This is a genomic window from Alteromonas sp. HB246098 (genome assembly GCF_054890645.1).
Genome location: NZ_JBTZUG010000003.1, coordinates 98,158 through 115,740 on the forward strand (window position 1 = coordinate 98,158; position 17,583 = coordinate 115,740).

The following is a 17,583-nucleotide window of genomic DNA, read 5'->3' on the forward strand; positions in this document are numbered from 1 at the left end:
TTTAAACTCGTGTAACCTGTTTATTGCTGCGATGCTGCTTTAGCAATAAATGCAGCCAATGTTTCAGGCTCTTGCGCACCTGCTACGCCCTGATTACCAATCACAAACGTAGGTACACTTTGAATACCGCGCTGCATCCAAAGGGTTTCTTCCTCACGCACTACTTGCGCGTATTTTTCACTTTTAAGCACTTGTTCCACATCAGATTTATTAAGACCGACAGCCTCGGCCAGTTCTACTAGTACGCCAAGATCATTCACGTCTTTACCATCAGTGAAATAAGCGTTAAACAAGCTAAGCTTCATTTCTTCTTCAAGGTCGTTTTGTGCTGCAAAGTGAATAAGCTGATGTGCTTTGAAAGTATTCTGCATACGGGAGTCGTCAGTGAAATTAAATGCAAAACCCAACTCTTCACCTGCTTGTACTAGTCGTGCTCGGTTCTCCACACTCTGCTGCTCGCTAATGCCGTATTTTTCCATAATGTGTTCACGAAGGTTTTGTCCTTCAGCAGGCATATTAGGGTTTAGCTCAAATGGGTGGAACTTGATATCTACTTCAATGTTATCAAGGGTTTTAATCGCTTCTTGCAACCGCTGATACCCCACTATACACCATGGGCATACCACATCAGATACCATATTAACCGTTACTTTCTGTACACCCTGTGCACCTTGCTCACTTGCTGCCATGATAGGACTCGCTTTATTGAAGTCGTGAATTTATAGGGGGTTAGATAAGGTTACAAAAAGAAACTTCAACCCCATTTAGCAATTATTTTCGTTGTCGCCAGTCAGTTTTAAAACGTCTTTTTTGAACCATTTATATCGGCATGGTGAATGGGCGTGATTTTATCTAAAGCCAGGCGCGCCCAAATCTCGTAGCCCTTAGAAGAGGGATGAAAGCCATCTTCAGCCATTAAGCCGCTTCGCTGAATATCGGCAACAGTACCACCTAAGTTAAGCGCGGTAACATACAATATTTCTGCGTTAGAATATGCTGTTACGGATTTAACCAAAGCTTGGTTTAAAAGTAATGCTCGCCAGCCTAACAGTGCGCGCAAAGGTTGCGGTAGCGCTGGAAAGCAATGAATAGGAGGAAGAGCAGTAAACACTATTCTTTTACAGCCAAATTTGTGCGTTAAAAGTGTACTGATGGCATCAATATTTTGCTGCCATCGCTTTAGTGACACAAATTTAGTGACATCGTTAACACCTATAGAAATAAGCGCAGATGAGAAGTTTTCGCTGGGGATATCTCTCAGAAGACTAAGCACATCTTCGCTTTTAAACCCTGTTTTGGCATGCAGCGATACACGGGCTGGTCCAATTTGACTAAGGCTCGAATACAATAAACCAGTTAGCGCGTCCTGTTGCGTTAAAGCGCCTACGCCAGCCGCTGCAGAATCACCCACCACTAGTAGATTAGTGAGGGGTAACAACGAACCTTCTACTGAAGCTAGTACACGCTCTCCTTCAGGTTCTGGCAGCACAGTGGTCTTTTTTCGCACCCACAGCGCCTGCATCAATACAACAGGGGAAAGTAAAACAATAGCTAGGTTTAACGCCAAAACTTTGAAGTAGATCAAATCATATACCTAAGCAATCACATAAACTAAAACCATAACGCTCAGTTCGCGCCATATACCTAAAGACAAGTGCAAACATATGACTCACGCTATCACTGTACAACACCAAGCCGTATCGACAATTACCAAATATGCGCTTAATGCTCCTCGTTATACGTCTTATCCCACTGCACTTAAGTTTGAGCCATTGCAAATTGACCCGTTGCCGCAAGCATTAAACATTTCTAAAGCACCTGCGGTGAGCCTGTATGTGCACATTCCGTTTTGCAAAACGCTATGTTATTACTGCGGTTGCAACAAAATGGTAACCCGTCACAACGAGAAAGCAGACGAATATTTAGACTATCTAGAAAAAGAAATTTTGTCTAAACGTTATTTAACAGAAGGTAGGCGCGTGGTTTCACTCCATTTAGGAGGCGGCTCTCCGAGTTTCCTAAGTGAGACTCAACATACCTATTTAATGTATCTGCTTAAAAAACATTTCACGTTTGAGGCAGGGGCTGAGCTATCTATAGAATTAGACCCCAGGAACATAGATAAACGCTACCTTCAAAATTTAAAATGCTTAGGTTACACGCGCATCAGCTTTGGCTTGCAAGACACCGACTACAACGTACAGAGAACGATTAATCGCGTGCAAAGCACATCGCACATTGCCGACTTAGTGTTTGAGGCGCGTTCGCTTGGTTTTGACTCAGTTAATTTGGATTTAATATACGGTTTACCAAACCAATCACTAGACACATTTTCATCAACTATTGCCGCTACAAAAGCCATGATGCCAGACCGCATCTCGCTTTTTAGCTACGCACACCTGCCTGAACGATTTGCCGCGCAGCGCAAATTTGCGGAAGAAACACTTCCAAACAGTGAAGAAAAAGCGTCGTTATACGACCTTGCTGTTAAAAGCTTTACGAGCATAGGTTACGAAATGATTGGCCTTGATCACTTTGCCTTAAGCAAAGATTCATTAGCCATTGCCAAAAATAAAGGCTTACTTCACCGTAACTTCCAAGGGTATACCTTACGTGGCGACGCTGACCTTATAGGGTTCGGCGTGTCCGCCATTAGCACCGTAGCTAATGCGTACGCGCAAAATGCTAAAGATCTAAAGGAATACTATAGCCGATTAGACAACCACCTACCCTGCTCAAAGGTTGGACTTTCACTAACCGTAGACGACCTTATACGCAGAGACGTAATTTCTAGCCTGATGTGCAATCTAGTGGTTTATAAACAAGCTATTGAAAGCAAACACCACATCAAATTCGATGAATATTTTGCTTCAGCTTTAGATAATCTTGCAGAGATGAAACAAGATGGACTTATTGAAATTACATCCGAATATATTCGAGTGCCAGAGTCAGCGCGCATATACATTAGGGCTATTTGTGCGCGTTTCGACGCCTACTTGAATAGAAGTGAAACGCTGAGTAGCTACTCCAGGGCCATCTAAAATTAAGGCAATTTGAAACGCGCAATAACCTGCATACCTTTTACAAGATTAAGGCGCTCAAGGGAAATACAGCTAATGGTGGCGTAGAGGATCTGGCTGCTATCGAGTACATTGAGCGTTAGCAATACTTTGGCGCTTTTTGCAGTAGCTCGCCCAGTTTGAGTGGTATTTGCATAGCCTTTCGCAGAGTCTTCTGAAGAGCTAAGCGGAAACGATACATGCTCGATACTAGATATAGCGCACGGCAACGCATTTAGAATACTACTTGTACTAGCAGTACCTAATTCAGTGATGTTAGTATCGATACTTACATCACAAGATTTAACCGCAAACCGAACCGGAACCTGCCCATCGCTTGTCTGGGGCAAATAAGACAAAGATTCTGCAGTAACGTATATCTCTTGACCCGCTACCGTAACTTGCTCAATTCCGTTTTCCGACTGACACTGCTCGTTGCTTTGTAATGGCAAAACACTTTGTCCCTGTTGCGTATCGCTACCCTTTTTGTGGTCGATAGCGGTACTTTGCGACCGGTTGTTATCGAGAGCTTTGTTTGGTGATACAACTTTAACCCCTTCAAGTACGCTAGAGGGCGTTGCAAACCCTTCTTTTTCGAATACTTGAGTCAAAACATCGCGCGTTTTTCCACAAAGCTCGGTGCGGCCTTGGTCAATAAAAACCAACTCATCGCTGAACAAGGCAAGGTCATCTAAATCGTGAGAGATTACAAGGCATGTGAGCTTCCCCGACACACACAAATTGTTCAAAAACTGGTAAATTTTGCGACGGGTGAAGATATCAATTGCGCTTAACGACTCATCTAGCAATAACACATCTGGTCCATTGACCAACGCACGCGCAATCGCGACCCGCTGCGCTTCTCCACCAGAAAGCGCCTGAATAGGCTTATCAATTAAATGTTCGCAATAACAGCCGCGCAAACACGCATCGATAGACATTGCATTAGGGCTTGCGTGACGCTGCGCTAGAGCTAAATTCCCCCGCACATCGGTATGGGGAAATAGCATGGGCTGCTGAAAAACGATACCGACCTTTTGAGAGGTCCACGGCGTTTGCACTTTTGCGCTTTTTTCTACGCCAGCTAGGGCGCGAAACAAGCTGCTTTTTCCCGCACCTGATGGACCGGTAACCCCAATGAATCGGCTTTGTGGCTGCAATGAGATTTGTGCGTTAATGCGATTAGAAAGTCGCGCAGATATTTGCATGTTAACGCGCCTCATCACTTCGTGCGACACCGTTAAAACGATAGAGCGCCGCGAGCATCACGAATGAAAAAATCAGAAGGGCCAACGCAAGGTTGTGTGCACTGTTATATTCCAACGCTTCTACCTGTTCATATAGCGCGATAGACAGCACCTGAGTTTCTCCAGGAATATTGCCACCTATCATTAATACTACGCCAAACTCGCCTATGGTATGTGCAAAGCTTAAGCCTAATGCCACCACTATGGGCGCTTTGCTTAAAGGCAGCACTATTTTTATAAACGCTTCAAAAGCCGAAAACCCCAGCGTTTTTGCTACATCTAAATAACGGTTATCCAATTGTGAAAAGCCGCTGTACAAAGGCTGCAGAGCAAATGGTAGGGAGTAGATGACAGACCCCAACACCAAACCTTCAAAGCTAAATACTAAATTGCTCCCGGTTAGGCTTTGCCATCCCTGCCCCAACGCACTTTGCGGCGAAAAAGCAATAAGCAAATAAAAACCCAGCACAGTTGGCGGTAACACCAAAGGCAACGCGAGTATCGACATAACCAAAGGCTTAGCTTTGCTCTGCCAGTTCGCTAAAAACCACGCTAGCGGCAATGCGATTAACAACAGCAAACCACTGGTTATAAAGGCCAGCTTTAAGGTAAGTAATATAGCTTCAAGTGTCGATGCCCCGAAGAATTCTGTGAGCATACTTAGTTACCGACGCCCGATGCAATGGTAGGTTCATAGCCCCATTCAATTAAGCTGCGCTGCACCCCTTGCGACATTAAATACTGTACGAACAGGCTGGGTGATGACACTCCATTAGCATCACTCAAACGAAACGCTCTGGTTGTCTCTTTGTCGCCTTTGAGAACAGGCTCATCAACTGGCGCTGCCGCATTTTTAATTGGAAGTGGTTCGAACAGATTCGGAGATAATGTAGCTACCGTTTTACTATTAACCACCAACGACTGAATGATGGGTTGATACAAGGTTTCAGGTACTGGGACGATAACCGTAACAGCATCGGCGCTTTTGGTATTCACAACACTGTTAAAGTTAGAAGGCAAATTAGAGGATAAGTCTGCGGGCAAATCTAAGGCCAATGAGTACGCAACGAACGCCCCTTTCACGCTGCCGGTGGTATAAAACTGCAAGGTTTGTAGCACGTTTTTACCCATCACTCTGTGAGGTAAAAACTGTTGCCATAAGGATAAGTTTTGCAACGCCTGTTGCGCAGCATCACCATAGGGAGCCAGTTTAGGGTTTGCGATAGCTACCTTGTTTTGAGGGTTTTCCATTAATTGAACAAGCTGCCTCGACAAGCAATCGGTAAGCTGAACGTTTATTTGTGCAGTTGTGTCTCCAGTAGATGAGCGCGCGATTTGCTCGCAATTCCTTTCACCGGATGTTTCATGTGATGCCTCACTTGATAAGTCGCCAGCATAGACAAACGCAAGCTTGCCTTTAGCGTAATCCACCAGATTGCCGTGGTGAACTACGTTGTTATCAACCAAAGCTTGCGGCCTAGCGCGATCTGCAGATAGAAAAACGTCGAAGCTAGCACCATGTTGAATTTGCGCATACAAAGTACCGCTTGAAGATACCGTTACCGCGACTTCTATGCCGGTTAGCTCAGTAAACTGCTCGGCAATACTCTTTAGCGGTTTTGCAAAGTTTGCCGCAACGGCTACGTTAATTTTTTCATCGCGCTTGAAATTTACTGACTGGTTTTGTTTTTCGGCACTAATAACCCTCCCTTCATTTACAGTATTATTCGCCGCTTCAAAACTGCTCGCCTGTGCCACAGAACTTGAAAAAGCCGTAACGCCTAGGGCTACACTTGCACATGTACTTACCAAAATAAGCATGGCTAGGTTAACAAAGCTTGAAAGTCGCATTGCCAAAGAAAAAACCATTACTTTTTGCGCATCCACTTGAGTGCCGCTTTATCGTCAGATGCTTTTGCCGCAACCCAATCAGATTTATCGCCCTTAAATTCTTTTTTCCAAAGCGGTACCGATTGCTTAAGCATATCCATTAAATAGCAGGCTGCGTCAAACGCCGCTTGACGATGGGGAGCGGCGGCACCCACCCATACAATTTGTTCGTTATTATATATGCGCCCTACTCTGTGCAGTGCGCCAGCGCTATTAAGTTCAAAACGATCTACTGCTTGCCCAAGTAGCAGCATTAATGCCTTTTCGGTCATACCGGGATAATGCTCTAATTCGATGCCGTCTATGTCGCCAGAATTATTGTAATCACGCACTAACCCAGTAAAAGTAACAACCGCGCCCGTATTACCGCACGCCTTTTCGTCTGCCGACTGTTTCAGCCTAGCGTAAAGCTCTCCTTGGTCGAAATCTTCTACTTGAACTAGTGCAAACATAGCTACCCCCCCGTCACAGGTGGAAATAGCGCCAGCTCATCGCCGTCGCTGAGTACGGTTTGCAGGTCGCAGAGCTCTTGATTGCAGGCAGTTAGTACACTGCCCTCTAGGGCTAATGCCCACTTTTCACTGCGCGTTTTAAGCTGCGATATCACGGTCTCTATGGTGCTGCTCTCGCTTAGATTAAGCACAATATTGTCCTCTCCCGTAACCTCTCGGGTCTGTGCGAATGTTTTTACCGTTACCTGCATACTTTGCCTGTTATCTACTTTGTTGAGGTCGCTTGGTGTGCGCTGATTAATCTTTCCAAGCCTCGAAAATACGTTGAGCCTAAAGTGCGTTGATTTTTGAGTGCGTGTACGCTTTATGCACGTTACTTTTTGAGCTCACTGGTCTTTATTTGAACTAGGTGCCAGACTGCCAATGGCCTGTCTTACCGCCTTTTTTCTCCAGTACCCGTACCCCTTCCATATGCATGCCAGGGTCGATGGCTTTGCACATATCAAACAAGGTTAAGAGCGCCACATTTACGCCCGTGAGCGCTTCCATTTCAACGCCGGTTTTACCGCTTAACTTACAATAGCAGGTGGCTTGAATTCGGTTTTGGTCGGCCTGAATGTCGAAGTTTATATCCACCTTTGACAATGCCAATGGGTGACAAAGAGGAATAAGATCGGCGCAGCGTTTTGCCCCTTGAATACCCGCTACACGGGCAACTGCAAATACATCACCTTTCGCAATTTTTGCTTCAGAGATTTGGCGAATAACGTCTTCGCTTACGTATAAAAAACCTTCTGCTGTGGCTTCTCGCTTGGTAACGTCTTTGTCGCTAACGTCTACCATGTTAGCTTCGCCACCAGCGTTTAAATGGCTAAAGGTACTCATGCTTCCACCAAATGCTTCACAAAATTACACGGTCTAAAGTCGGCATCAAGCTGGCTAGAAATAATTTTTTCCCACGCCGTACGACACGCGCCTGTTGAGCCTGGTAAGCAGAAAATAACCGTATTATTAGCAAAGCCCGCAACCGCGCGAGACTGAATGGTTGATGTACCAATCTCTTCATAGCTTATTTGACGGAATAGCTCACCGAAGCCGTCCACTTCTTTATCGAACAATACGCTAATGGCCTCTGGCGTTGAGTCACGGTGGGTAAAACCTGTACCACCGGTAATTAATACGGCGTGAATGTTTTTATCGGCAATCCATTTCGACACCACGGCGCGCTGCTGATAAATATCGTCTTTCACCAAATCGCGATCGTAAAGGTTATGGCCAACCGAGGTAAGCGCCTCTTTCAAGTAGTCTCCCGACTTGTCGTTTTCGAGGGTGCGCGTATCTGAAATAGTGAGTACGGCAATATTAAGGGGTTGGCTGACAACTGACATATGAAATCCTAATTTGATATGCGACATTTTGGCGGTTTTTGATAAAGTACCAGCCAAAATACTATTTGGTAATCACTTTATAAGGGTGCATGCCATGAATTCAACAATTAAGTTGGCATAAACTATGTCTAAAAGCCTAACTCATCAGCAGGCTATGCGTTATAACCGCCATATCGTGCTTCCTAAAGTGGACCTAGACGGCCAAGAAGCGCTGCTAAACGCCAATATCTGTATCATTGGTATTGGCGGGCTTGGCACCGCGGCCGCCACTAGCCTTTGCGCCAGTGGCGTGGGCTCTCTTACACTTATCGACCACGACACAGTTGAGGCCACCAACCTGCCAAGGCAAACATTGTTTAGCGAACAAGATGTAGGCACAAATAAAGTAGAGGCGGCTAAAGCGCGGCTTACTGCAATAAACAGCGACTGCGACATTACCGTATTGGCAGAACCGTTTTCGGCGCTCAACAGTACCGAGGGCAATACTCAGCTGTCACCAGCGTTAAAACAAGCCATAGAGCGTGCTGACGTTGTGCTTGATTGCACGGACAATACAGACTCGAGAGATTTAATAAACCTACTGTGTTTTAAACTAAACACCCCGCTAGTATCGGGTGCAGCCATTCGCTTTGAAGGCCAGCTTTTCGTAGCTATACCCGGTGAGAGCCGCTGCTATGCATGCTTACGAACGCTATTTGAATCACCCGATTTAAGCTGTGTTGAGGCAGGTATATTCTCGCCAGTAGTAAATATTGTTGGTACTTACCAAGCAATGCTAGCGATGCAAGTATTGATGGATTTCGATAATATTCCTAAAAACACGTTAATGACGTTTGATGCTCTATCGCACGAGTGGCGAAACTGGAAACTACCTAAAGGCGTAGATTGCGAGCTATGTGCTTGCTAACTATACGTGCTTTTGCAGCATTGATGATAAAAGCTGTGTTTAAAAGCAGCATATTTAAACAAAGAACAAGACAGAAAATAGGTTGATTTAAATGACAACCCAAGTAGTGAAAAAACACATGGTAGTGGCGCAAAACGCGTCTGGACGTAACATGAACGTGCCAATTTATCGAATGAAAGGAGCGCGCCCTGGCCCTACTGTGTATATTCAAAGTTCTATTCACGGCGCTGAAGTGCAAGGCAACGTGGTAATTTACCATCTTATTCAGCGCTTAAAAGACATGGATATTTGCGGCGAAATTATCTTAGTGCCCAACTGTAATCCCATTGGCACTAACATTAAAGCCGGTGAGTACACGTTAGGCCGGTTCGATCCTGTGAACGGCACAAACTGGAACCGCGGCTATTTCTTCGATAAAGAAGCGGTTGAGCATTTCGCCAAAACGGTCACCCGCGAAGAGTCTATTGAGGGCATAAAACAACGTTTTCGTGCGCATCTTTCCAATGCTATCGACAACAAATTGGCTGAACCATGGGGTTTAGGCTTGGCACAGCAGTTAAACCTAAAGCTACAGCAAATGGCGGTCAACGCCGATTTCGTGTTAGATCTTCACAACGGCCCGGTGTCTACCCGCCACGTTTATATTCCCGAGTACGCCAAAGACAGCGCCGAGCTGTTTAACATTCCTCACTGTATTTTTATTCCAAACGTATTTGCGGGGGCGTTGGACGAAGCGACGTTCTGCCCGTGGTGGACACTGCAAGAAAGCATAAAAACTAATTTAGAGCGCGAGATTAGCTTTAACGTAGAGGCCTTCACGCTAGAAATGGGTAGCCAAGAAGTGATCGACTTTAACGAAGGTAACATAGATGCCACCAGTATTCTTAGCTACCTGAACGCTAAAGGTGTATTACACGAGTGTGACATTAAACCGAAAGAGATGCAGCGTTTAGGCGTGTATTTGAAAGACTACAAAACCCTGTTTACTAACTGGGGCGGCATGGTGGAGTACATGGCAAAACCAGGCCAAACGGTTAAGAAAGGTGAACCACTGGCGCAAATTCTAAATATAGACGATTTAGACACCGACAACGGCAGCAGAACGCTAGAAGCGCCTTGCGATCTGATCCCTATTCTGCATTTTCCTTCAGCTTCAGTATTGAGCGGAACACAGTTGTATAAGGTGTTTACGAATTACAAGGAGTTGTAGGTTTTTGGACGCAAGTTGATGGCTGCAATGTGAGTAAAGCGGACCTTGACCACAGCCAATGCGCTGGTCCGCTTCAGACAAGGAGCGGACGTTTAGGCTTGTGACACTGGATTTCTGTCATTGGTCAAAAGCGGATAATATTTGCGCCGGCATAAGATAGGAGATTAGGAATCTGACGTATACCTAAGCTTTCAATATGTTTTAACCTTGATCCTGTAAATACGGAGTAAATGCTTCAGAATAGTGCTCTGAGAAAGTTCCATCTATATTCTTAGTAATAAACAAGGCAGCTATATTATGCTCATTTGCTAAGTTCATCGCCTTCTCCAACCCCATAATCAAAAAGGCTGTAGCTAAGCCATCAGCAACCATACATGAAGGTGAGATAACCGAAGTTGATACCATTCTGTGAGTGATAGGTCGTCCCGTTTTAGGATCGATCAAATGCGAATAGCGTACATTTTTTTCTTCGTAGAAAATTCGGTAATCACCTGCTGTTGCAATAGCAGCATCACTTGGCTTAATTAAGCGCTGAATTGCACGTGTCTCTGACACTGGCTTCTCCACTGCAATAACCCAATTTCTATTTTCTAAAGAAGTACCTTTGATGCGAATTTCACCACCAATTTCAACCAAGTAATCATGAATTCCTTCACTATCAAGGAGATCTGCAACTACGTCCACTCCATACCCTTTAGCTATTGTCGATAAATCTATATAAATATCTGGGTTTGCCTTACTAACCGTCGCTCCTTCAATCGTCAAATTGCTAATGCCAATTTTGTCTCTGGCTTGCGCGATCATTTCATCGGTTGGCGTTGTTGTTGGTCGTTTTGTAGGGCCAAAACCCCACAGGTTAACCAGCGGCCCTACCGTTACATCAAGATATCCTTTACTGAAGTCTTCGAGACGAATAGCTTCTAATAGCATTTCTCTAAATGCATCGGAGGCTGCAATAGGAGAAGTAGATTTTCTAGCATTGAACAATGACAACTCGGAATCTTCCATGTAGGTAGAAGCTACCTTATTAACATCAAGCAACGCTTTATCTACGTTCAGCTGAATATCTGCCACCTCGACCGCATCTGACATCGCTTTAAACGTAATATGATAGGTAGTACCCATTGTTCTACCTTCCAACTGGAACTTCTTCTCCTGTGCAGGCGAGCATGCCGAAAGAAAATTTATAAAAGTTAGTATGATAGAGATAATATATATTTTTTTATGTTGATTCACGACATCTGTCCTTAGATAGCATATTTTTTAAAAGCTTCGCTTAAAGATTAGCTTTGAGATGTTGTCCCCTTTGGGGAAACGTTAGAATTTTCTAGGAAATTTTGATTAACATGGTAAGAGTCAATTTGGCTTAATTTTATGTATATGAAATATGCCAGACCAAGGCTTGTTCGTCGACAACTGATGTCCGCAATTCGCTCATAGCTGTCATTAGAAATGCAACTGGCCAATGACCGCAATACGTACACTGCTGCCTAACAGCTCCAAAGGCATCTAGAGACAAACACCGGACGGACTCGCATAAGCGATAGCTAGAGACTGATTGCGTTTGTCACGGTTCAAAACTACTAATCAATGCAGCCCAATCATTTTCAAGCTCACTAAAAGACTTACCAGTAACTGCTTGAATATTCTCCCCAGCATAAATTTTCAGATATTGGTCTAAACCATAATTTTCGATCAGGAACTGGGTAAAGGCACCTTCTTGTAAATACGCCAAACGTCTACCTGTTCCCGTTTTTGCTGAGTGCCTTACATTTTCTGATTCAGTCAAAGGTATTAATCCGCCGTAGCTAACCGACGTTTCTGCTACTGCTCTATACAAATCTTGACCAAAATCAGGGTATTCAGGTGATTCACCAAATCTGTGTTGTAAGAACACGGCAAGACCATCATTAAAGAAACGATCTTCATAGCCGTTTTTCTTCTTTTTACGAAAGTCACTGACAGCATACACGTGCGTTAATTCGTGGATAACAGCCATACCGCTGTTTTCTGACTCTGCTGACGAGAAGGCCGAAAGAATTCTCTTCTCTGGAATATGAATCGTATTCCAATCTTGGTAAGGAGTACGACGCTTTTTGGAAATAAATACTACCAAGTCTTCTTGAATTGGAGTTCCATTATATTCTTCAGATTGGCTTAAATAAGCTTTTACAATTTTCTTATTTTCACTGACTCTTGAAGCGAGTTGCTCAACTACTGTAATAGGGACGTCGGCATCATATTCGATGATAAAGTCATCAGCTTTGAAAGTGTTTGCAAACGTTGATGCAGAGAGCAGCAGACTTATCAATAAATACTTATTATTCATAATACTTCCGTGTGGGTGCACTAAACTCCATATCGAGCATAACACTCATTTAAATCACAAATCTATGTTTTATGAGTTTCTGGAAAAACTATGCGTCAGCTTTTGGCACAAGCCGGAAGTAACGGGAAAAAACTGCTGTGTTCACCAAATGTACTTAAAGTGAATTAACGGTAATCTAATAAAAAGCGCTTAAGATCTTGTTCGTGCCGCATTACGTGCAAAATAAAGGCTTTGTTGTCCTCAAATTTATAAAAAATTCGACAGGGCTTTACATAAAGCTCGCGGTAATTGAGGGATGGTAATTCGGGGACTGACTTTCCTGATTTAGGATATTCCTTAAGTATTTCTACTTTGGCGAAGACTTCTTTAACCAGTTTCTTAGCCGCAACTAAATTAGATACCGCTATGTATTCAGCAATCTTGTCCAAGTCATTTAGAGCAGGTTCTGTCCATACTATTTCAGCCATTTATCCATTTTCTCTTTGGCCTGCAGGTTAGTTAAAACATCATCATTTCTTATTGCCTGCTCACCTTTTGCAATACCTTCCAGAATCGACATGCGCTTCTGCATCATCTCATAATCATCAACATCAACTAAGTAAGCCGATGGCTGACCATGTTCAGTGATCAAAACAGGCTCTTTTGAAGTGTGCAGGTCTTGCAAAATTTTTGTGGCTTGTCTCTTTAATGTAGTAACTAATTCTACTTTCACGGTGCAGGTTCCAGCTTTTAAATGTACCACTATAGTATCACTTAGCGATAACCACACAAGATTTCATTCACTCAGAGCAGAGTTACAAGGTAACTAACCACACCCTACTTCACCCAAACTAACGCGATATTTAATCCCACTACGCTGATTAAATACGTCAAAACCATTATCAGAAGCTTTAAGCTCTAGCTCCCATACCCAGTTTGTTTTTTCAATAAATGTTAGTTCATAGCGGTTTAAAAGAAGTGGGCATTTTAAATAGAAATAATGGTAGGCCGTACCCATGGCACCTGGGTCTGCTGTAAACACATATATAGTGTTATTTTCTATTTCAAATTCTTTATGAAAGTAGTCTCGGTTAGTTCCTAGTGTTGCATCAATCAGTACACCTAATAGACCTATCGCAATCTGAATGAGCGCCACTATTGCTAAAACACAGCTCAAAATAACAGATAACCATTTACTTTTAACAAGATGCCTAAATCGACCGTACTGCGTAAAAAGCAGGTACACCCCTGTGCAAAGCGCTATAAGCTTAACTAAGGCTAACGCGTCGCCGACCTGTGACATAAACCGGGGGGAATGGTAATTTAAGCCCCACTGCACATCGCCATGCAGGCTTTCTACTAATGGAACTATTATTAGAAGTAGTATAGCGAGTAAGGATGTGACCAAGGCCGCAAAGGTTCTTTGCGGCACTTGCTTGTTACTCGGGCTATGATTTTGCTCTAATTGCGTTGTCCCTAACATTAATTATCAGCTTTTCTAAATCGGCGAACCTGGCGGAAGCGGTTCTATTTCAAAAGCACCTGGCCATGTCTTACTAGCCCAATAGGTATCAAACTGCTCTTTCAGTATTTCATACTGATTGTCGTCAGCCTTATCGTCTAGCCATTCGCTAAATTCAATTAAAGCAAGTTCAGCTTCCATTCTTACTTCTGGCGCCAACTTATCGTTAGTTACAGCTTTCATCACTGCATTTAACGCCACTAACTGTAAGCGTTTTGCTAGTGGGCTTTGCGACTTATTTTTATACCAGTGAACGTTTAGTATTTGTTTCACTAACATTGAAACGCCTACTTTTTTGCGTCTGTCATTAGTACTTCTTGTTTGCCACTCCAAACGGTTTAAGCGCTCTGGGTGCAACAATAATTCAAACGCGAAGTTAGATGCCGAAGCAGCGGCAGAAACAGGGTCTAACATTAAACCCATTTTTCCCTTAAAGTGCTCGCGGGTAATATCGTCGCCATAGGCCGTAGGTGGAATAAGGGCGAGAACCGACTCAGGAATGGTCAGGTAATCGGCGGTAGTCGCGGTCAGCAACTGTTGCATAGCGCGTTGCTGCACTGCAGGCGCTACAAACTGTTGGCCCTGCGCTTGGGTGTAGTCACCTTTACGTTCGTATTCATACACTAAACCGCCGACTTGCTTTGCTACAGCTTCTAGCTGATAGCGATGTAGCAAGTATATAGGAACTAAAGCATTTTCAAGAGACGACAAGCTACTGTTCGGGCTTAAGGTATCTAGGCCTAAATTGGCTAACGCCAGTTCGCGCACTTTTGAAATTTCATCGAAGGCGTCTAGCGGATTGCTCCCATTTTCCCACATATGGCCATTTGCCGATGCATGTCGACTGCTGCGGGTATCTGGGTCTGACTTAAAGCTTAAGCCCTCGTTGCGACCTTTTACAATAATTTTTGCCAAGGCTTCGGCTTCTTCTACGTCACTGGCAAAGTCTTGGTAACCATATGCTACGGCGTGTATATCCCATGCGCCTATGCCTTTATCATAAGCGCCTTCCAAGCTGATTTTGCCGTTTTTAATACTAATTTTGGGATGAGGATAATCCATCACCGACGCACGGTTGTTTTCACTTGCTGCAAAATTGTGTGCTATGCCTAACGTATGTCCTACTTCGTGAGCAGACAGTTGCCTAATGCGGTCTAGCGCCATCTCTTGCTGCACCGTGGTGTCGGTATTACCCTCTTTGAACGGGCTGATTAGGCCTAGGGCAATTAAATAGTCTTGCCTTACGCGCAGCGAACCTAAAGTAACGTGACCTTTAATAATTTCGCCCGTGCGTGGGTCGACAACCGACGAACCGTAAGACCAACCGCGCGTTGCGCGGTGCACCCAGTTAATCACGTTATAGCGCACGTCCATTGGGTCGGCCCCTTCTGGCAATACTTTCACCTGAAACGCGTCTTTATAACCTGCAGCTTCATAGGCTTGATTCCACCAGCTCGCCCCTTCTTTAAGCGCGGTCATTACCGGCTCGGGAATGCCTGGATCAAGATAATACACAATAGGCTCTACTGCTTCGCTCATTGCAGCATGCGGGGTTTTCTTGTTTAAACGATGACGGGTAATAAAACGCTGTTCGGTAGGCTCACTTATGGGCGTAGAGTAATCAAAGTAGCTGAATTTCCAGTAGCCTGAGTATGGGTGGTACTCTCTGGGCGTATAGTTATCGTCAGGCAGTGCCACAAACGAGTGATGCAAATGCACGGTCACGCTCTCTGGGTCGGGCGTAACTTGCTGCACGTATTCGCCCGGCTTTTTACCTGCAAAAGTGACTAAAGCTTCTAATTCAGTATTTTTTTCAAAGCCTTTAGTTTTAGGTAAGTACACACCGCTTCGCATTTTATCAACGCTGAAGCTACCTTGGTTGGTTCGCGCCATACGGTTTCCTATACCGTGAATATCACTTAACAGAAAAGGCGTATAGTCGATAAGGCTAACTTTGTCGCTTTTTGCTACCAGCGTAAAACCAGCAATAACCGAATCTGCGAAAGCTTCATCAATACTCTGCTTTTCAGCTTCGCTGCCGTGGGCCGCGCGGTATTTGGTGTTGTGCTGCTTTAATAAAACCTTATTACCAAATTTTTCAAAGCTGACTAAGCGCGTGTCGCCTAACTGGCCGCGATCAAGGCCAATATCGTTTGAACCAACGCCATATGGCAAACTGCTTTGGAACAAATATTCGGCATCGTTTATTGGCACGGCCAAGTAAACTTTGTCGCTTTCATCGTCATAGTAAACAGGAATTAAACCATCTTTTTTGGTCATATCGCTGGTGAATTCACCAATGCTTGGTAACGCTGCCCAAGCTGAAGATGCAGACACGACAAACAACACCGTAAACGCAATAGCTGATTTACCCGATGCTTTCACGTGTCGCGCGGCTTTGTGAAAAATGTTCAATTGCAGCATGCAGTTAGTCCTTATTATTGTGAATTTCTAGCCTACCCTATGTTAGAGATTTTGCCCATGGCAATTCGTCGGTTTAACGCTACTCTTTGCTCGACTCTAAGCATTGACTGCCGTTATCAATAATTTGTTGAAACTGATTACAGTATTTAGAGCATTATATATCGAAGAAAGTGTTGATAATCTAACTTGGCTGCTATGAAACAGGACAATCAGGAGAACAATTATGTTAGGCGAAGACCACTCACTACTAAGCGACTTTTCAGAACACAAAGATACGATTAACCGTTTAAATACGACTAGCACTGATTTTGCCGAAAAAGCAAAACGCTATCACAGTTTAGATGATGAAATTAGAAACCTTGAAGAGCTTGGCTCACCCGTTAGTGATGAAACGCTACACAAGCTAAAACACGACCGCGCCGAGTTGAAAGATGAGCTTTATCAGGTGTTGCAACATGCTAAGTAAAGCGAATACGATAAGCCTCTAATGTTGCGGCTTATCGTACGTAATTTTCCGTCTGCAAATTAATGAGTGAACGATTAGTTGGGATTAACTTTTAGAAAGAGTGTCGTTAACGTGTTTTGGTCTGGTAAACCGGTAACCTTTAGATTAAATTTCTGCTGGTAGTCAGAAAACGCTTTGATATCTTCGTCTGTAAATTTATCGCCGGAAATTTCTTTTGGATAAAACCCCATTTTTTTTAACCGTGTTTTTGCTCTCAACAAAATCTCTTTGTAATAATAGGCAGTAGCATCGCCCACTTGAACTTTCACGACCGTCCCTTCAGAGTCCATCCGAATAGGATAAAAAGCTCTTATCATCGTATTGGTAGCATCCAGAAATTTAACATTGCTATTTTCACTACAATGTCTCTGTAATAAAATTAAAAACAACTCAGTTGTCTGCCAAGGAGCAATATCGTAATTGTTATCTTGGAACTGGTTATAAGCAGATAAGTATCCCTCTAGCCATCCTGCATAGAGTAAAAATTCAGAATCTTTTTGTTGGAAACTGACTACGAAATCTTCACATGCTTTCCGGCCAGCTCCTTTAGCAGCGAACTTGCCTTCGCTGTCTGCTGCAAAAACGTTCGAGCTTATGTAGATAAAACAAATGCATGCAAACTGAATAAAAACCTTCATAAAACCTCAAAACTAAAAAAGCCCAAGCGTTTC

At 43.8% G+C, this 17,583-nt stretch carries 20 protein-coding genes; 4 read left to right on the top strand and 16 right to left on the bottom strand.

Annotation, left to right across the window (positions count from 1 at the left end):
* Window positions 1-20: 20 nt before the first annotated feature.
* Window positions 21-689: a DsbA family oxidoreductase gene (locus ACYTPF_RS08375; protein WP_461851884.1), complete on the bottom strand. Its 669-nt coding sequence runs from the start codon at window positions 687-689 to the stop codon at window positions 21-23.
* A 107-nt stretch (window positions 690-796) separates the two neighbouring features.
* The gene (locus tag ACYTPF_RS08380; RefSeq protein ID WP_461851885.1) at window positions 797-1,585 is read right to left on the bottom strand and encodes an SGNH/GDSL hydrolase family protein; all 789 of its coding nucleotides are present in this window, start codon (window positions 1,583-1,585) and stop codon (window positions 797-799) included.
* Between the two features lie 79 nt (window positions 1,586-1,664).
* On the opposite strand from ACYTPF_RS08380, the gene hemN reads away from it, so the two are divergent.
* A complete protein-coding gene (gene hemN / locus ACYTPF_RS08385; RefSeq protein WP_461851886.1) occupies window positions 1,665-3,041 on the top strand; it encodes an oxygen-independent coproporphyrinogen III oxidase in 1,377 nt (458 codons plus the stop codon).
* A 2-nt stretch (window positions 3,042-3,043) separates the two neighbouring features.
* On the opposite strand, the gene ACYTPF_RS08390 is transcribed toward hemN, so the two are convergent.
* From ACYTPF_RS08390 to moaB, 7 genes are all read right to left on the bottom strand, one after another.
* The gene (locus tag ACYTPF_RS08390; RefSeq protein ID WP_461851887.1) at window positions 3,044-4,267 is read right to left on the bottom strand and encodes an ATP-binding cassette domain-containing protein; all 1,224 of its coding nucleotides are present in this window, start codon (window positions 4,265-4,267) and stop codon (window positions 3,044-3,046) included.
* A 1-nt stretch (window position 4,268) separates the two neighbouring features.
* A complete protein-coding gene (modB, locus tag ACYTPF_RS08395) occupies window positions 4,269-4,964 on the bottom strand; it encodes a molybdate ABC transporter permease subunit (RefSeq protein WP_039225451.1) in 696 nt (231 codons plus the stop codon).
* A gap of 2 nt (window positions 4,965-4,966) precedes the next feature.
* Window positions 4,967-6,193 carry a molybdate ABC transporter substrate-binding protein gene (modA, locus tag ACYTPF_RS08400; protein ID WP_461851888.1) on the bottom strand — a complete coding sequence of 409 codons (1,227 nt, stop codon included), beginning with the start codon at window positions 6,191-6,193 and terminating at the stop codon, window positions 4,967-4,969.
* Window positions 6,175-6,648: a molybdenum cofactor biosynthesis protein MoaE gene (locus ACYTPF_RS08405; RefSeq protein WP_461851889.1), complete on the bottom strand. Its 474-nt coding sequence runs from the start codon at window positions 6,646-6,648 to the stop codon at window positions 6,175-6,177. Before ACYTPF_RS08405 ends, modA begins: the two co-directional genes overlap by 19 nt.
* 2 nt (window positions 6,649-6,650) lie before the next feature.
* Complete coding sequence (locus ACYTPF_RS08410; protein WP_461851890.1) at window positions 6,651-6,899, bottom strand: MoaD/ThiS family protein; 249 nt, start codon at window positions 6,897-6,899, stop codon at window positions 6,651-6,653.
* Between the two features lie 154 nt (window positions 6,900-7,053).
* A complete protein-coding gene (gene moaC, locus ACYTPF_RS08415; RefSeq protein WP_461851891.1) occupies window positions 7,054-7,533 on the bottom strand; it encodes a cyclic pyranopterin monophosphate synthase MoaC in 480 nt (159 codons plus the stop codon).
* Window positions 7,530-8,036 (bottom strand): molybdenum cofactor biosynthesis protein B, encoded by a 507-nt coding sequence (gene moaB / locus ACYTPF_RS08420; RefSeq protein WP_014949775.1) that lies wholly within the window; start codon window positions 8,034-8,036, stop codon window positions 7,530-7,532. The genes moaC and moaB overlap by 4 nt, the downstream gene beginning before the upstream one ends.
* Before the next feature lie 124 nt (window positions 8,037-8,160).
* On the opposite strand from moaB, the gene ACYTPF_RS08425 reads away from it, so the two are divergent.
* Together ACYTPF_RS08425 and ACYTPF_RS08430 are read left to right on the top strand one after the other, a co-directional pair.
* Window positions 8,161-8,943 carry a HesA/MoeB/ThiF family protein gene (locus tag ACYTPF_RS08425; RefSeq protein WP_461851892.1) on the top strand — a complete coding sequence of 261 codons (783 nt, stop codon included), beginning with the start codon at window positions 8,161-8,163 and terminating at the stop codon, window positions 8,941-8,943.
* A 91-nt stretch (window positions 8,944-9,034) separates the two neighbouring features.
* Window positions 9,035-10,153, top strand: a complete 1,119-nt coding sequence (locus ACYTPF_RS08430; RefSeq protein ID WP_461851893.1) for a peptidase M14 — start codon at window positions 9,035-9,037, stop codon at window positions 10,151-10,153.
* Between the two features lie 201 nt (window positions 10,154-10,354).
* Here ACYTPF_RS08430 and ACYTPF_RS08435 read toward each other — a convergent pair whose 3' ends face one another.
* The 6 genes from ACYTPF_RS08435 to ACYTPF_RS08460 form a co-directional block, all read right to left on the bottom strand.
* A complete protein-coding gene (locus tag ACYTPF_RS08435) occupies window positions 10,355-11,389 on the bottom strand; it encodes an FAD:protein FMN transferase (RefSeq protein WP_461851894.1) in 1,035 nt (344 codons plus the stop codon).
* 331 nt (window positions 11,390-11,720) lie between these two features.
* On the bottom strand, window positions 11,721-12,482 hold the full coding sequence (locus ACYTPF_RS08440) for a hypothetical protein (RefSeq protein ID WP_461851895.1): 762 nt from the start codon (window positions 12,480-12,482) through the stop codon (window positions 11,721-11,723).
* Window positions 12,483-12,646: 164 nt separating this feature from the next.
* A complete protein-coding gene (locus tag ACYTPF_RS08445; protein ID WP_461851896.1) occupies window positions 12,647-12,949 on the bottom strand; it encodes a type II toxin-antitoxin system RelE/ParE family toxin in 303 nt (100 codons plus the stop codon).
* The gene (locus ACYTPF_RS08450; protein ID WP_014949780.1) at window positions 12,937-13,194 is read right to left on the bottom strand and encodes a type II toxin-antitoxin system Phd/YefM family antitoxin; all 258 of its coding nucleotides are present in this window, start codon (window positions 13,192-13,194) and stop codon (window positions 12,937-12,939) included. The genes ACYTPF_RS08445 and ACYTPF_RS08450 overlap by 13 nt, the downstream gene beginning before the upstream one ends.
* Before the next feature lie 93 nt (window positions 13,195-13,287).
* On the bottom strand, window positions 13,288-13,944 hold the full coding sequence (locus ACYTPF_RS08455) for a hypothetical protein (protein WP_461851897.1): 657 nt from the start codon (window positions 13,942-13,944) through the stop codon (window positions 13,288-13,290).
* A gap of 15 nt (window positions 13,945-13,959) precedes the next feature.
* Window positions 13,960-16,407: a zinc-dependent metalloprotease gene (locus ACYTPF_RS08460; RefSeq protein WP_461851898.1), complete on the bottom strand. Its 2,448-nt coding sequence runs from the start codon at window positions 16,405-16,407 to the stop codon at window positions 13,960-13,962.
* 223 nt (window positions 16,408-16,630) lie between these two features.
* Between ACYTPF_RS08460 and ACYTPF_RS08465 the strand changes: the two genes are divergently transcribed.
* Complete coding sequence (locus ACYTPF_RS08465; RefSeq protein ID WP_461851899.1) at window positions 16,631-16,873, top strand: YdcH family protein; 243 nt, start codon at window positions 16,631-16,633, stop codon at window positions 16,871-16,873.
* A 74-nt stretch (window positions 16,874-16,947) separates the two neighbouring features.
* Here the strand turns inward: ACYTPF_RS08465 and ACYTPF_RS08470 are convergent, their stop codons facing one another.
* Window positions 16,948-17,550, bottom strand: coding sequence for a peptidoglycan-binding domain-containing protein (locus tag ACYTPF_RS08470; RefSeq protein ID WP_461851900.1), 603 nt, complete (start codon window positions 17,548-17,550; stop codon window positions 16,948-16,950).
* Between the last annotated feature and the right edge of the window lie 33 nt (window positions 17,551-17,583).